A 14341-nucleotide genomic window follows, 5' to 3' on the forward strand; every position below is an offset into this window, starting at 1 on the left:
TGCCGATTGTGGCCCCGCTGACGGCGATCCTCGCCCCGGGCACTTTCGTGAGCATCAGCCTGCCGGCCTGGCTGAGCCTGGCCTATGTGTCGCTGTTCAGCATGCTGATCGGGTTTGTGTTCTGGTACCGCGGGCTGGCCCAGGGCGGCATTGCCGCCGTCGGGCAATTGCAGTTGCTGCAACCGTTTTTCGGCCTGGCACTGGCGGCCACGCTGCTGCATGAGCAGGTGAGCCTGGGCATGCTGGGGGTGACCGTCGCGGTGATTGCGTGTGTGGCGGGGGCCAAGAAGTTCGCCCGCTAGCCATCAGCGCTCAGGCGCAACCATCTTGAACTTGATGACAATCGCATTGGACACCACGCTGTCCGCCCACTCCCCCGCGCCGATCCTGAAGTCATCGCGCTTGAGCACGAATTCGCCGTCGAACACGCCAATGCCGCTCTGCTCCTTGAGGGCCACCTTGACCTCCACCGGCCGGGTCTGGCCCTTGAGGGTCAGGTTGCCGCTGAACAGGTAACGGTTGTCGCCCAGGTCAGTGATGTGGGTCGAGGTGAAGGTGCCCACCGGGTAGGTGGTCATGTCGAACCAGCCGGGCTTGGGCAGCTCGGTGTTGGCGTCGTCGCTGCCGGCATTGATGCTCGGCAGCTGGATGGTCAGTATGGTGCTGGCGGCAGCCGGGTTTTGCGTGTCGAAATTCAGGGTCGCCGAATAGGTGCCAAACGTGCCGTACACCTCTTGGCCCATCTGGTCATAGGTGAAGCTGATGGTGCTGGCCGTCGGATTCACGTCGGTGTATTCCACGGCGTACGCGTTAGACAAGGTGGCGAAGGCAAGGAAGACCGCTGGCAATCGAGATTTCATGGGATTCTCAACCGGGAATGAACACGCTGTGCACTGCTAACAGCGTAGGCGCTGGATTTATTCACGCGCCTGGCATTAGGCTCGTGCCTCGACGGAACTCAAACAACAAGGAGCCACGATGCCCGCGCTTTCCCTGCAAGACACCACCGCCCCCGAAGGCGTCTGTTATGGCTGCGGCAGCAGCAACCCCCACGGGCTGCACATCAAGAGCCGCTGGGACGCCGACGGCATCCACGTGATCGCCGAGCACCAGCCCGACGCCCGATACAGCGGCTGGCCAGACCTGGTCTATGGCGGTCTGATCGCGATGCTGGTGGACTGCCACTCGAACTGGACCGCCATGGCCTACCACTACCGGGCCGAGCAACGCGAACCCGGCAGCCTGCCGCGTATCGACTGCGTCACCGGCAACCTGGGAATCAAATTCATCAAGCCGACACCGATGGGCGTGCCGCTGACCTTGCGCGCAAAAGTCGAAGGTGACGTGGGGCGCAAAAGCCGCGTGGTGTGCGAGGTGTACGCCGATGGCGTGCTGACGGCGATTGGCGATTCGGTCTTCGTACGGGTCGACACCGGGCAACTGGCCGCCGCGGCCCATGGCCGGGAAGCCTGATACTGGTCTACATTCAGTCCCACCGCTAATCGAGGACGCTACCGATGACTCGTCTGACCGCCAAAGACTTCGCCCCTGAACTGCTGGAGCTTTACGATGGCTACGCCCACGGCAAGATCAACCGCCGGGAATTTCTCGAAGGCGCAGCACTGTTCACCTTCGGCGGGCTGACGGCCTCGGCCCTGCTCGCCGCCCTGAGCCCCAACTACGCCCTGGCCGAGCAGGTGAAATTCACCGACCCGGAGATCGTCGCCGACTACATCACCTACCCGTCACCCAAGGGCAACGGCACGGTGCGCGGCTACCTGGTGCGCCCGGCCAAGGCCAGCGGCAAGGTGCCGGCGGTGGTGGTGGTGCATGAAAACCGGGGGTTGAACCCGTATATCGAAGACGTCGCCCGTCGGTTGGCCAAGGCCGGATTCATTGCCCTGGCGCCGGATGGCCTGACCTCGGTGGGTGGCTATCCCGGCAATGATGAGAAAGGTGTGGAGTTGCAACAGAAAGTCGATCCCGAGAAGCTGATGAACGACTTTTTCGCGGCCATCGAATGGTTGATGCACCACGATGCAAGCACCGGCAAGGTGGGCATTACCGGGTTCTGTTATGGCGGCGGCGTGACGAATGCGGCGGCCGTGGCTTATCCGGAGCTGGGTGCGGCGGTGTCGTTTTATGGGCGCCAGCCGGAAGCCAAGGATGTGCCACGGATCAAGGCACCGATCATGTTGCATTACGGTGAGCTGGATACGCGGATCAATGAGGGCTGGCCGGCGTATGAGAAAGCGTTGAAGGCGGCCGGCACGACCTATGAGGCGTTTATCTACAAGGGCGCCAATCACGGCTTCCACAACGATTCGACGCCGAGGTATGACGAGGCGGCGGCGAATCTGGCGTGGGAGCGGACGTTGGGCTGGTTCAAGAAATACCTGGTGTAACCCGCCCTCCAAAACACCACCCAACTCATGTGGGAGCGGGCTTGCTCGCGAACGCGGTGTGTCAGTCAGCTGATGTTTGACTGATCCACCGCTTTCGCGAGCAAGCCCGCTCCCACAGGGGACTTTCAGCGTTCTTGAGCTCAGTGCTCCAGCGCATACCGCCGGCAATGATTCAAATACCCTTCCTCATGGCTCCCCACCAACTGCACCACACTGGTCCACAGCCACGAAGGCGCATCCAGTTGCTTGGAGCGGTTCTCTTGCAACAGCGCCATCCAATCCTTGCGCGTATCCCGGTCCATCTGCCGCGCATGGGCCACGCCGACCACCCGCGCCAGGTACCCGGCCGCGTGCATCGCATCAATCTCGCTCAGCTCATCCAGCTCCAGCTTCATGTCCTGGGGCAGCAGTTCGCGGATGAAAAACCCGTGATCCAGAAACCGCGTGGCCAACATCCGCTCCCCCAACGCCGGTGACAGGTGCCGCGCGCCCTCCACCACCCGCCGGCCGTTATCCCGAGGCATTTTTGCCCGGGCCGCACGCGGCGCCGCAGCGCCTACCGCTTCCTTGATGTCGAGCAGGCAGTATTCCTGATCAGACTTGTCCCCTACTCCCAGCAACACCGCATAACGCAGCAACCCAAGGGAGCTGCAACCCTTGACCCAATAGGCCGAGTCCAGCAGCTCAACCTCGGCGTCGTTGGAGCGGCCTTTGAGCGAAGTCACCAGCCGGTGGATTTCATCCGACGCGCACAACGTTTCAAGGGCTGATTTTTCCGCCCGCGACAACGACCAGAAATGCTTGCCCAGCGGAATCGTCGGCCGGGTGTTTTCAATACGTTCGCGAGCCAGATTCTTCCAGGTGCGCTCCACCGCACTGCGCATCCCGGCCTTGACCTGGGACGGGCGCGGCGGTGCCTCGTCGGGCTTGTCTTTAAACGCCTGCGCGTAGCCCACCATCATCTCTTCAAGCATGCGCGCGGTGGTCACCCCCGGCAGGTCCGAACCCCGCGCAGCGGTGGCCAGGGACAAGGCCAGGCGCACCAGGTCATGGGCCGGATTGCCGATCACCGCCTGGTCAAGGTCACGGATATGCATGTCGATCCGGCCCTTGGTATCGCCCGTGGGCCCAAGGTTACCGGCGTGGCAGTCGCCGCAGATCCAGATCGCCGGCCCGTGGGGCAAGCGCCGGCCGCGCTGGCTGTGCAACCACTCGTAAAACTGAACCGTACTGCCCCGCACATAGGCGTGGGCGGAGCGCGCCATCTTCAGGTTGCGCAGTTGCGTGAGGTGGGGCATTCGCGAAGAGGGACGCGGAATTTTCATAGAAGTACTCGTCGTGGAGATACGGTAGAGGCTGGCCCGCGACAAATGTTTCATTTTGTTTCAGAGGATTCTATTAATAAGCCACGCCAATCAATCCCACTGCAATCGGTCTTTCTATTCCTCCCGTCCCCGGGACTAGCATCGGGTCAACTCGATGCAGCGAGTCACAACCCTAACTGCACACATCCCCAAACACTGCCGCCCTAACAAAAGAGATAACGCAGATGAATGAAGTGATGAACACCGCACCCGCCAAGATCAACCTGGTCAAGGCCCGAGGCTCGCTGGTATGGGACGACCAGGGCAAGGAATACATCGACTGTACCGCCCAGGCCTGGTCGAACAATTTGGGGGCCAATGACCCCCGGGTGGTGGAAGCCGCCGTCGCGCAATTGCGCGAAATGACTCACATCCGCCCCAACTTTGGCTCACCGGCCCACACCCGGCTGGTGAAGAAGCTGCGGGAAGTCTCCCCGGGCACCCTCAACCAGATGGGCTTTGCCCTGCATGGCAGCCTCGCCGGTGAAATGGCGATGAAACTGGCTTTCAAGAACCGCCCCGGCGCACAGAACCTGCTGGTGCTGCAGGACGGCTACCACGGCCGCTCCCTGGCCACCCTCGGCGCCAGTTGGCCGCACCCGAACAATCCGTTCCTGGCGATCCAGCCACGTTTCACCCGCGTCCCCCACCCCAACCCGTACCGCACGCGCCTGGGCATGGACCCGGAAACCGAGTCGCAGCTGTGCCTTGGTCTGCTGGAAGAAACCATCCTCAAGGGCGTCGACGGTGGCGTGGCAGCAGTGATGATGGAACCGATCCAGGGCAATGGCGGGCATATCGAGTTCCCCCGCTCCTACTACAAAGGCGTGCGCGAGATCTGCGACCGCTTAGGCGTGCTGCTGATTTTTGATGAAGTGCAGACCGGTTTCGGGCGCATGGGCACGATGTTCGCTGCGGACTATTACGACGTGCTGCCCGACATCATCGTGTTCGGCAAAGGCGTCGGCGGCGGCTTCCCGCTGGCCGGGATCCTCGCCGATGACAAGCTCAAGTGGTTCGACGAAGGTGAAGAAGCCCTGACCTTCGGCCACTTCCCGGTCTCGCTGGCCGCCGGCTACGCCACGGTGGAAGCGATCGTCGCCGACAACCTCTGCGAAAAAGCCCGCGACTCCGGCGACTACATCACCGCCCGCCTCAAGGACATGCAAACCCGCCACCCGCTGATCGGCGACGTGCGCTGCCCCGGGCTGATGGCGTCCATCGAGCTGGTCAAGGACCGCACCACCAAGGAACCGGCCTGCCGGGAATCCCAGGAGGTGTATCGCCTTGGGGTGGAGCGCGGCGTATTGTTTGGCGAAAGCCGCTACGCCGGGCTGGGTAACCTGATCAAGGTCAAGCCTCCGCTGGATATCGAACGCCCGTTGCTGGCCAAGGCCCTCGATGTGCTGGACGAGGTGATCGGCATCATCGAGGAGCAACGGCCATGAGCACATTCGTTGAAAACACCGTGACCGCCCCGCCGAATGCCCAGGCCCCGCTGTCCAGCGACGACGCCGACCTGGCCAGCCTCGGCTACGAGCAAAAGATGCACCGCACCATGAGTTCGTTCACCTCGTTTGCCCTGGCCTTTTCCATGGTCTCGATCAACACCGGGGTGGTCACGCTGTTCGCCGACCCGTTCAACCGCGTCGGCGGTATCGGCATCCTTTTGTGGCTGCTGGTGATCCCGCTGGTGTGCTGCATCGTCATGGTCTACTGCCACCTGGCCGGGCGCATTCCGCTTACCGGCTACGCCTACCAATGGTCCAGCCGGTTGGCGGGCAATCACTTCGGCTGGTTTACCGGCTGGGTCGCGTTCACCTCGTTTGTCGCCGGTACAGCCGCCACCTCGGCGGCCATCGGCACGGTGTTCGCGCCGGAGATCTGGGCCAACCCGACACAGGGCCAGATCCAGGGCCTGAGCATCGGTGCCACGCTGGTGGTAGGCCTGCTGAACATCTGCGGGATTCGCCTGGCCACGCGGATCAACGACATCGGCGCGATCATCGAAATCATCGGCACGGTGCTGCTGGCGATTGCGTTGTTCTTCGGGGTGTTTTTCTTCTTCGAGCACACCCAGGGCGTGGCGATCCTGACCTCCGCACAACCGGTCAGCGGCGGCACCCTCAGCTTCACCACCCTCGCCCTCGCCACCTTGCTGCCGGTCTCGGTGCTGCTGGGCTGGGAGGGCGCCGCCGACCTGTCCGAAGAAACCAAGGACCCACGCCGCGCCGCGCCCCGGGCGATGATTCGTGCGGTGCTGGTGTCCAGTGTATTGGGCTTCGTGGTGTTCGCCTTGCTGAGCATTGCGATCCCGGGGTCGGTCAGCGAGCTGCTCAGCCACAGCGAAAACCCGGTGATCAATATCGTGCGCCTGCAACTGGGCAACGCCGCCGGCGTGGGCATGATCGTGATCGCCTTCGCCTCGATCCTCGCCTGCCTCATCGCCAACATGGCGGTGGCCACGCGCATGACCTTCGCCCTGTCCCGGGACAACATGCTGCCGGGCTCCAAGGTGCTGGCGAAGATCAACCCGCACTTCGGTACGCCGGTCGCCGCCATCGTGCTAATCACCGCCATTGCCGTGCTGCTGAACCTGGCGAGCGGCGGGTTTGTCACGGCGATCTACTCGATGGTCGGCCTGACCTACTACTGCACCTACCTGCTGACGCTGATTGCCGCGTACCTGGCCTATAAAAATGGCCGGATGCCGGGGGCGCCTGCGGGTGTGTTCAGCCTGGGCAAGTGGTTGTTGCCGATGATCGTCCTTGGCGGCCTGTGGGCCATCGCGGTGATCCTGACCCTGAGCGTGCCCGAAGAAAGCCACACCGGCGCCATCACCACCGGGGTTACACTCGGGGTCGGCGTGCTGTGGTGGTTGTTTTCGCTGCGCACGCGCCTTAACAATGGCACCGCCGGGCCGAGCGGCAAATTGCTCGACCACTAGTCGCTGATTGCAGCCAAACAACAAAACCCCGGGCGCCGGGGTTTTGTCTTGTCACCTTCAAGGAGCTTCCCGATGTTTGAACAGGCCAGCTGGCTCAATCAACCCCAGCAATGGAGCCGAGAAGGCCAGCGTCTCAAGGTGCGCACCGATGCCAGCACCGATTTCTGGCGCGAAACCCACTATGGTTTTGTGCGCGACAACGGGCATTTCCTGTTTGTTGAAACCGACGGCGACTTTACCGCCCAAGTCAAAATCCACAGCGCGTTTACCCACCTGTATGACCAGGCCGGGTTGATGGTGCGGGTGGATGAAGCGCATTGGGTGAAGATCGGTGCAGAGCTGTCCGACGGTGTGACGCTGTTGAGCAGCGTATTGACCGATGGCGTGTCGGACTGGGCCACCGGTGTGTTCCCGGGTGATCCCGAGGCGTTCTGGATTCGCGCCACCGTGGCCAAGGGCGTGCTGCGCGTGCAGGTGTCGGTGGATGGTGTGAGCTGGCCATTGGTGCGCCTGGCGCCGTTTCCCGTGGCTGCGTCGTATCGGGTGGGGCCTTATTGCTGCACGCCGGAACGTGGCGGGCTGGAGGTGGAGTTTTCCGAGCTTCAGGTAAGTGCGCCCAACGGCAAATCCCTGCACGACCTGTCCTGACTAACCCCGGCTGCTCGCCACTTCCATCGCCAACTCGGCAAAGTTGCGCGCTGCCACACTCGGTTGTGGCGGCAAGGCGACCGCGACTTCACACATCGGCATATCGCTGATCACCGGGAAGGCCAGGCCGGGCCGTGCATAAAAACGTGCGGTGGACAGCGCGGTGATACTGATCCCGCGCTCCGACGCCACCGCCTGCAACTCGGTCTCCACCGTCGAAGCTTCATGGACGATCCGCGCCGGCTGGCCATCGCGGTACGCGTCGGCGGTCCAGAAACTGCGCCACACGCCCACTCCCGGTGCAGCAATGATCGGTTCATCCAGCACGTCGTAGATGCTCACGCTGCTCTCCCCGGCCAACCGGTGGCTGGACGCCAGGCACGCCACGCAGGGTTCGGTCACCAGGGTGTGCAACTCGATGTCCGGCAGGCCCAGTGGCGGGCGCAGCACCGACACGTCCATGCCCTCGTCGATCCCGGCATGGGGCGAGCCGAAGTCATACTCGCGCACCACCAGTTCGATCTCCGGGTAGCGCCTGGCGAACACGCTGAGGATTTGCGGCATCAAGTCCACACCCGCGCCGATCAGGAAGCCGATATTCAATGAGCCGCGTAAGCCGCGTGCATGTTCGTGGGCGGTGCGTACCAGGCGGCTTACGCCATTGACGATTTCCCGCGCCTCTACCAGCAAGGCCAGGCCGGCTTCGGTCAGTGCTACGTTGCGGGTGTTGCGTTGGAACAGTTGTACGTCCAGCAGCGCCTCAAACTGGCGGATGGTCTGGGACAGCGCCGGTTGCGAGACATGCAGACGGGTCGCGGCGCGCACGAAGCTGAGCTCCTCGGCCACCACCACGAAGGCCTTGAGTTGACGGATGTCTACGCCGGAAGTTTGCATTGCAGCCTCTTATGATCAGTGGCAGACCGAGTGGGAGAATAACCTGTGGCGAGGGAGCTTGCTCCCGTTCGGTTGCGCAGCGACCCTGAAACCATCCGCCGCGTTCTTGCTGAACTAACACCGCCGCTTCTTTGGGGCCGCTTCGCGGCCCAGCGGGAGCAAGCTCCCTCGCCACAGCGTCGACCCAACCTCAGTGCATGGCCACTTCACGCAACCACGTCTTGAACGCCAGCATCGCCGGCGTCTCGGCCCGTGACTGCAAGCGCGTCAGCCAATAACTGCCGGTGGTGATGCCGATCTCGAACGGCTGGCGAATCACGTCCGTCGCCAACTGCCGGCTGAACATCATCGCCGGCGCGAGGGCCACCCCCGCCCCTTGCAGCGCCGCCTCCATCATCGCCAGGGACGAGTCGAAAACGATACTGCGCGGCACCAGCGTATCGGCAGGCAAGCCCGCGGCCTGGAACCATTGCGTCCATTCATCCGCGCGATATGAGCGCAGCAGCGTGTGCTTCAACAGGTCCGCCGGAGCCTGCAATTGCCGAGCGAGTTGCGGCACGCACAGCACCGTCAGCGGCGCCTCCAGCAATTGGCACGCCTCGGTGCCGTGCCACGCGCCGGAACCAAACCGGATTGCGTAATCCAGGCCTTCGGCCGCCACGTCGACGCGGTTGTTGTTGGTGGACAGGCGCAAGTCGATAAACGGGTAGCGCGCCTGGAAATCCGCAAGCCGCGGCAACAGCCAGCCCACTGCAAAGGTGCCCACCGCGCCTACCGTCAATACTTCGCGATAATGCCCACCTTCAAACTGGCCTAAGGTTTGAGCTATCCGGTCGAAGGATTCGCGCAACACCGGCAGCAGGGTCTCGCCCTCGCTGGTGAGCATCAGGCCCCGGGGCAGGCGTTTGAACAGCGTGACATTGAGCTGCGCCTCCAGGCTTTTCACCTGGTGACTGACCGCCGCCTGGGTGACGCACAGTTCAATCGCCGCCCGGGTAAAACTCAAATGCCGCGCAGACGCCTCGAAGGCTCGCAGCGCGTTGAGTGGCAAATGGGAACGGAGCATGGCTTGACCCTAATTTTTCTAATGGCTGTTGCGAGATATCATCGTTTGCCGCGGGATCACAAACTGCCTAGATTTGCGGCGCCTGCGCAGGCAACGGTATTCACCCGATCACCTTCATGGAAGTCACGTCATCATGTACACATCCCTTTTTCCAACCGTGCGCAACACCGCGATATTCGCCTTATTGCTCGGCGCAGGCAACTGCATGGCGGCTACCGACATGCGCCAGGTCGTGGACAGTACGGTCCAGCCCCTGATGCAGCAACAGGACATCGCCGGCCTGTCGGTGGCGATCGTACAGAACGGCAAGGCGCAATACTTTAACTACGGCGTTGCCAGCAAGGAGAGCAAGCAGCCCGTCACCGAAAACACCCTGTTTGAAATCGGCTCGGTGAGCAAGACCTTCACCGCCACCCTTGCCGGCTATGCCCTGGCTAACGGCAAGCTGAAGCTGTCGGACCCGGCCAGCCAATACCTGCCGGCATTGCGCGGCGACACGTTTGACCACATCAGCCTGCTCAACCTGGGCACCTACACCGCAGGTGGCTTGCCCCTGCAATTCCCCGATGAGTCCGATAACGCCGGCAAGATGATCAGCTACTACCAGCACTGGAAACCGGACTTCGCTCCCGGCACCCAACGCCTGTATTCCAACCCGAGCATCGGCTTGTTCGGCCACCTGGCAGCGCAAAGCCTGGGCCAGCCGTTTGACCGGTTGATGGCGCAGACCCTGCTGCCGAAACTCGGCCTCAAGCACACCTTTATCAACGTGCCCAAGTCACAAATGAACCTGTACGCCCAGGGTTACGACAAGTCCGGCAAACCGGTGCGCGTCGGGCCTGGCGCCCTGGACGCCGAGGCCTACGGCATCAAGACCAGCACCTCGGACCTGATTCAGTACGTTGAAGTGAACATGCACCCGGCGAAGCTGGAGAAGCCGCTGCAACAGGCGATTGCCGCAACCCACACCGGCTACTACACGGTGGATGGCATGACCCAGGGCCTCGGCTGGGAGATGTACCCCTACCCAATCACGCTGGATGCATTGACGGAAGGCAACTCGGCGCAAATGGCCTTTCAGCCCCACAAGGTCAACTGGCTGACACCACCGCAAGCGCCCCATGCCGACACGCTGGTGAACAAGACTGGCGCCACCGGTGGTTTTGGCGCCTACGTGGCGTACGTGCCGAGCAAAGGCCTGGGGGTGGTGATCCTGGCGAACAAGAACTACCCGAATGCCGAACGGGTAAAAGTGGCCCATGCGATCTTGAGTGCGATGGATAAATAAATCCCTGCACACCTCAAATGTGGGAGCGGGCAAGCCCGCTCCCACATTGTTTTGTGGCGTGATTCTAGTTGGGTTTACATCCCCAGCCAATGCGGCAAGGCCAGCGATATGAACGGCAGGTAAGTCACCATGATCAGGAACACCAGCAGGATCATCAGCCACGGCAACGCCGCGCGGATGGTCTGCCCCAGCGTCAGCCCGGTCACTGCCGAGGTCACAAACAGGTTCAACCCCACCGGCGGATGCACCAGGCCAATCTCCATGTTGACCACCATCACAATTCCCAGGTGAATCGGGTCGATCCCCAGCTTCATCGCAATCGGGAAAAAGATCGGCGCCAGGATCAGCACGATCGCCGACGGCTCCATAAAGCTGCCCGCCACCAGCAACACCACGTTGACCATGATCAGGAAACCAATCGGCGTCAGGCCCTCGGAGATCACCCACGCGGTGATTTCCTGGGGAATCTGCTCCGTGGTCAGCACGTGGGCGAAGAGCATGGCGTTGGCGATGATAAACATCAGCATGATCGCCAGGCGCCCGGACTCCAGCAGCACCTTGGGGCAATCCCTGATCTTCATGTCCTTGTAGATGAACAGCGCGACAAACGCCGAGTACACCGCCGCCACCGCCGCCGCTTCGGTCGGGGTGAACATGCCGCTGTAGATCCCGCCCAGGATGATCACCAGCAGCAACAGGCCCCAGAATGCCCGGCGGGCGCAGGTCAGCCACTCGCGAAAGGTCGCCCGTGGCTGGGCCGGCAGTTTCTTGATGCGCGCGACGATGTAGATCGCGACCATCAACATCAAGCCCAGCAGCAGGCCCGGAATCACCCCGGCCATGAACAGCTTGCCCACCGAGGTTTCCGTGGCGGCCGAGTACACCACCATCACGATCGACGGCGGAATCAGGATGCCCAGGGTACCGGCGTTGCAGATGATCCCGGCGCCGAATTCCTTCGGGTAGCCCGAGCGCACCATGCCCGCCACGGCAATCGAACCCACCGCCGCCACTGTCGCGGGCGAGGAGCCCGACAGTGCGGCAAACAGCATGCATGCCAGCACCGCCGCAATCGCCAGCCCGCCGCGGATATGCCCGACGCAGGCGTTGGCAAAGTCGATCAGCCGCTGCGCCACGCCACCGGTGGTCATGAACGCACCCGACAACAGGAAGAACGGAATCGCCAGGAAGGTATAGGCGTCCGAGGTTTCAAACAGCTTGATTGCCAGGGAACTCACCGAGTCCGGGCTGAACATCAGGATCGACACCGCGCCCGACAACCCCAGGGAAATCGCGATGGGCACACCGAGGAACATGAACACGAACAGCAGCAAAAACAGACACAGAACGGCCATCAGTGACGCTCCTCATGGCTGCCGGCCAACTTGCTGGCTTCACCGGCTTCGTCGGCCAGGCCCAGCCCGGTTTGGCGGTGGGTGAAGATGCGGTAGAAAATTTCCAGGTAGCGGATGAACACCAGGGCAAAGCCGATGGGCACGATCACCACGATGTCGTCGACGTCGATGCCGAACTTGTCGAGGTCTTCGGCGCCGATGTGCGCGGTGGTGACCGCACTCAGCCATTTGTAGCTGGCAACCATGAACAACCCGGCGTAGGCCAGGCAGCACAGGCAAGCCAGCATGCCCAGCAGGCGCTGCACCCGGCGCGGCGTCAGCTTGACCAGCGCGTCCACGCCCAAGTGGCCGGCGGTGCGCACGCCGTAGGAGATGCCAAAGAAAATCAGCCAGCCGAACATGGCCTTGGTCAGCGCCACGCTCCAGGTCATGTCCTGGGCCCAGCCCATGGTGTGGTCACCCAGGGCGTTGAAGAAACCGCTGCTCCACGCCCACTTGTCGGCAAGGGCAAAGAACAGGGTGTAGATGTTGTTGAGCATGACGTAGACAAAAGTCACCAGGGTCATGGCGGCCAGCAGGATGGCGATAAAGCCTTCCTCCAGGTGCTCCCAGACGCGCCTTAGCGTTTGCATGGCAAAACCTCGCGAAGCGGAGATAGGTGTGTGCAAGGCTTGGAGGCGGGAACCGGATCAACATGTGGGAGCGGGCTTGCTCGCGAATGCAGTCTTTCAGTTGATGCATTCGGTGACTGATACACCGCATTCGCGAGCAAGTCGAATCGTCGCACCGCCGCTCCCACATTTGATCTCGGTGCTCTCCAAATTACTGGTTCGACGCGTCGGCCGCCTTGATCAGGTCAGCGCCGATTTCACCTTCGAACTTCTGCCACACCGGGCGCATGGCTTCGCGCCAGAGCTGGCGTTGCTCCGGTGTCAGCTCGATGATTTCGCTGGTCTTGGCGTCGATGATCTTCTGCTTGGCCGACTGGTTCAGCGCCTCGGCCTGCTTGTTCACCTCGACGGTGACTTCAACCATGACCTGGTCCAGGGTGGTGCGCACATCCGGCGGCAGGCCGTTCCAGAACTTGGCGTTGGTGATCACCATGTAGTCGATCAGGCCATGGTTGGATTCGGTGAAGTACTTCTGCACTTCGTTGACCTTCTGGCTTTCATAGTTCGACCAGGTGTTCTCGGTGCCGTTGACGGTGCCGGTCTGCAAGCCCTGGTACACCTCGGCAAAACTCATCTTGCGCGGGTTGGCGCGGATCGCCTTGAACTGCTCCTCCAGGACGCTGGAGGCCTGCACGCGGAACTTCAGGCCACGGGCATCCTTGGGCTCACGCAATGCCTTGTTCGCCGACAGTTGCTTGAGGCCGTTGTGCCAATAGGCCAGGCCGAGGATGTTCTTGTCTTGCATCGAGGTCAGCAACGCCTTGCCCTGGGCCGCCTGGAAACGGTCGACCGCCGCCAGGTCGTTGAACAGGAACGGCAGGTCGTAGATCTGTACTTGCTTGGTGTACTGCTCAAACTTGGCCAGGGACGGCGCCAGCATCTGCACGTCGCCCAGCAGCAGCGCTTCCATTTCCTTGCCGTCGCCGAACAGCGAGGAGTTGGGGTACACCTCGACTTTCACCCGGCCGGGCAGGCGTTCTTCAGCGAGCTTCTTGAACAGCAAGGCGCCCTGGCCTTTGGGGGTGTTTTCCGCGACGACGTGGGCGAACTTGATCACGATGGGGTCGGCCGCCTGGGCCAGGCCCGCGGCAAACAAGGTGGCGGCGCAGAACAGCGCCCGAGAAAGCTTGAGCATGGAAAATCACCTTCTTATTGTTGTGTTATAGGGCAAGGTGCCTGATGTCACGCGTATAGAGAATTTCGAATTTTAGATACCTGCGTTCGGCCTGGACGAACGCCGATTTTGCAAACGACAGAGATCCAATGTGGGAGCGGGCTTGCTCGCGAAAGCGGTGTGCCAGTCACCGGATGCACTGGCTGACCCACCGCTTTCGCGAGCAAGCCCGCTCCCACATTTCTACGGTTGCGCGGCTAATAATCGTTGGGCCCGCAACAACACCGGTGCATCCACCATCTGCCCGTCCAGCTGATACGCCCCGGCCCCATGGGCACCAGCGTCCACCACCCGTTTGGCCCAGGCCAGATCCTCGGCACTGGGGGCCAACGCCTGGTGAATCACCGCCACCTGCTTGGGATGGATACACAGCGCGCCGGCAAAGCCCATTTCATAGGCATGCCGAATCGAACGGCGCAGGCCTTCGGGGTCGTCGATGGCCGGGTGCACGCCGTCCAGCGGCGCCACCAGCCCGGCGGCGCGGGAATGCACGATCAAGGCAAGGCGAGCCTGGTCGAGGGCAAATTGC

At 62.3% G+C, this 14341-nt stretch carries 15 protein-coding genes; 7 read left to right on the plus strand and 8 right to left on the minus strand.

Annotated features, from left to right (window positions below):
* On the plus strand, positions 1–302 hold a 302-nt coding region (locus HX846_RS03180), incomplete at its 5' end, for a DMT family transporter (RefSeq protein ID WP_178964961.1).
* 3 nt (positions 303–305) lie between these two features.
* On the opposite strand, the gene HX846_RS03185 is transcribed toward HX846_RS03180, so the two are convergent.
* Positions 306–860, minus strand: coding sequence for a YceI family protein (locus HX846_RS03185; protein ID WP_177009466.1), 555 nt, complete (start codon positions 858–860; stop codon positions 306–308).
* Positions 861–978: 118 nt separating this feature from the next.
* Here HX846_RS03185 and HX846_RS03190 point away from each other — a divergent pair, with 118 nt between their 5' ends.
* Positions 979–1473 carry a PaaI family thioesterase gene (locus HX846_RS03190; protein ID WP_087695007.1) on the plus strand — a complete coding sequence of 165 codons (495 nt, stop codon included), beginning with the start codon at positions 979–981 and terminating at the stop codon, positions 1471–1473.
* A gap of 44 nt (positions 1474–1517) precedes the next feature.
* Complete coding sequence (yghX, locus tag HX846_RS03195) at positions 1518–2405, plus strand: YghX family hydrolase (protein ID WP_178964962.1); 888 nt, start codon at positions 1518–1520, stop codon at positions 2403–2405.
* 140 nt (positions 2406–2545) lie between these two features.
* On the opposite strand, the gene HX846_RS03200 is transcribed toward yghX, so the two are convergent.
* Positions 2546–3730, minus strand: a complete 1185-nt coding sequence (locus HX846_RS03200; protein ID WP_178964963.1) for a DUF2252 domain-containing protein — start codon at positions 3728–3730, stop codon at positions 2546–2548.
* Positions 3731–3954: 224 nt separating this feature from the next.
* On the opposite strand from HX846_RS03200, the gene HX846_RS03205 reads away from it, so the two are divergent.
* The 3 genes from HX846_RS03205 to HX846_RS03215 all read left to right on the plus strand — a co-directional run bounded on the left by HX846_RS03205 (position 3955) and on the right by HX846_RS03215 (position 7364).
* On the plus strand, positions 3955–5217 hold the full coding sequence (locus tag HX846_RS03205; protein WP_178964964.1) for an aspartate aminotransferase family protein: 1263 nt from the start codon (positions 3955–3957) through the stop codon (positions 5215–5217).
* The gene (locus HX846_RS03210) at positions 5214–6716 is read left to right on the plus strand and encodes an APC family permease (protein ID WP_087695002.1); all 1503 of its coding nucleotides are present in this window, start codon (positions 5214–5216) and stop codon (positions 6714–6716) included. Before HX846_RS03205 ends, HX846_RS03210 begins: the two co-directional genes overlap by 4 nt.
* 72 nt (positions 6717–6788) lie before the next feature.
* The gene (locus tag HX846_RS03215) at positions 6789–7364 is read left to right on the plus strand and encodes a DUF1349 domain-containing protein (RefSeq protein WP_177029131.1); all 576 of its coding nucleotides are present in this window, start codon (positions 6789–6791) and stop codon (positions 7362–7364) included.
* On the opposite strand, the gene HX846_RS03220 is transcribed toward HX846_RS03215, so the two are convergent.
* Together HX846_RS03220 and HX846_RS03225 are read right to left on the minus strand one after the other, a co-directional pair.
* Entirely contained in the window at positions 7365–8258 is an 894-nt protein-coding gene (locus HX846_RS03220) for a LysR family transcriptional regulator (protein WP_178964965.1), read from the minus strand.
* Between the two features lie 190 nt (positions 8259–8448).
* Positions 8449–9324, minus strand: a complete 876-nt coding sequence (locus HX846_RS03225; protein WP_102369220.1) for a LysR family transcriptional regulator — start codon at positions 9322–9324, stop codon at positions 8449–8451.
* 133 nt (positions 9325–9457) lie between these two features.
* Here HX846_RS03225 and ampC point away from each other — a divergent pair, with 133 nt between their 5' ends.
* The gene (gene ampC, locus HX846_RS03230) at positions 9458–10612 is read left to right on the plus strand and encodes a class C beta-lactamase (protein WP_178964966.1); all 1155 of its coding nucleotides are present in this window, start codon (positions 9458–9460) and stop codon (positions 10610–10612) included.
* A 74-nt stretch (positions 10613–10686) separates the two neighbouring features.
* Here the strand turns inward: ampC and dctM are convergent, their stop codons facing one another.
* From dctM to HX846_RS03250, 4 genes are all read right to left on the minus strand, one after another.
* A complete protein-coding gene (gene dctM, locus HX846_RS03235) occupies positions 10687–11967 on the minus strand; it encodes a C4-dicarboxylate TRAP transporter large permease protein DctM (RefSeq protein WP_003215062.1) in 1281 nt (426 codons plus the stop codon).
* The gene (locus tag HX846_RS03240; protein ID WP_003215060.1) at positions 11967–12599 is read right to left on the minus strand and encodes a TRAP transporter small permease; all 633 of its coding nucleotides are present in this window, start codon (positions 12597–12599) and stop codon (positions 11967–11969) included. The genes dctM and HX846_RS03240 overlap by 1 nt, the downstream gene beginning before the upstream one ends.
* 190 nt (positions 12600–12789) lie before the next feature.
* A complete protein-coding gene (gene dctP / locus HX846_RS03245) occupies positions 12790–13773 on the minus strand; it encodes a C4-dicarboxylate TRAP substrate-binding protein DctP (RefSeq protein ID WP_003215057.1) in 984 nt (327 codons plus the stop codon).
* 222 nt (positions 13774–13995) lie between these two features.
* Positions 13996–14341, minus strand: a 346-nt coding sequence (locus HX846_RS03250; RefSeq protein WP_178964967.1) for an HpcH/HpaI aldolase/citrate lyase family protein, incomplete at its 5' end; no start/stop codon positions are given.

Origin of the sequence: Pseudomonas sp. K5002, assembly GCF_013386655.1 — a bacterium.
In the GTDB taxonomy this organism is placed as follows: Bacteria; Pseudomonadota; Gammaproteobacteria; order Pseudomonadales; family Pseudomonadaceae; genus Aquipseudomonas.

Excerpts from the sequence above, each read along its gene's own strand:
- HX846_RS03185 (WP_177009466.1), bottom strand. The coding sequence starts at position 860 with ATGAAATCTCGATTGCCAGCGGTCTTCCTTGCCTTCGCCACCTTGTCT.
- HX846_RS03190 (WP_087695007.1), top strand. The coding sequence starts at position 979 with ATGCCCGCGCTTTCCCTGCAAGACACCACCGCCCCCGAAGGCGTCTGT.
- yghX (WP_178964962.1), top strand. The coding sequence starts at position 1,518 with ATGACTCGTCTGACCGCCAAAGACTTCGCCCCTGAACTGCTGGAGCTT.
- HX846_RS03200 (WP_178964963.1), bottom strand. The coding sequence starts at position 3,730 with ATGAAAATTCCGCGTCCCTCTTCGCGAATGCCCCACCTCACGCAACTG.
- HX846_RS03205 (WP_178964964.1), top strand. The coding sequence starts at position 3,955 with ATGAATGAAGTGATGAACACCGCACCCGCCAAGATCAACCTGGTCAAG.
- HX846_RS03210 (WP_087695002.1), top strand. The coding sequence starts at position 5,214 with ATGAGCACATTCGTTGAAAACACCGTGACCGCCCCGCCGAATGCCCAG.
- HX846_RS03215 (WP_177029131.1), top strand. The coding sequence starts at position 6,789 with ATGTTTGAACAGGCCAGCTGGCTCAATCAACCCCAGCAATGGAGCCGA.
- HX846_RS03220 (WP_178964965.1), bottom strand. The coding sequence starts at position 8,258 with ATGCAAACTTCCGGCGTAGACATCCGTCAACTCAAGGCCTTCGTGGTG.
- HX846_RS03225 (WP_102369220.1), bottom strand. The coding sequence starts at position 9,324 with ATGCTCCGTTCCCATTTGCCACTCAACGCGCTGCGAGCCTTCGAGGCG.
- ampC (WP_178964966.1), top strand. The coding sequence starts at position 9,458 with ATGTACACATCCCTTTTTCCAACCGTGCGCAACACCGCGATATTCGCC.
- dctM (WP_003215062.1), bottom strand. The coding sequence starts at position 11,967 with ATGGCCGTTCTGTGTCTGTTTTTGCTGCTGTTCGTGTTCATGTTCCTC.
- HX846_RS03240 (WP_003215060.1), bottom strand. The coding sequence starts at position 12,599 with ATGCAAACGCTAAGGCGCGTCTGGGAGCACCTGGAGGAAGGCTTTATC.
- dctP (WP_003215057.1), bottom strand. The coding sequence starts at position 13,773 with ATGCTCAAGCTTTCTCGGGCGCTGTTCTGCGCCGCCACCTTGTTTGCC.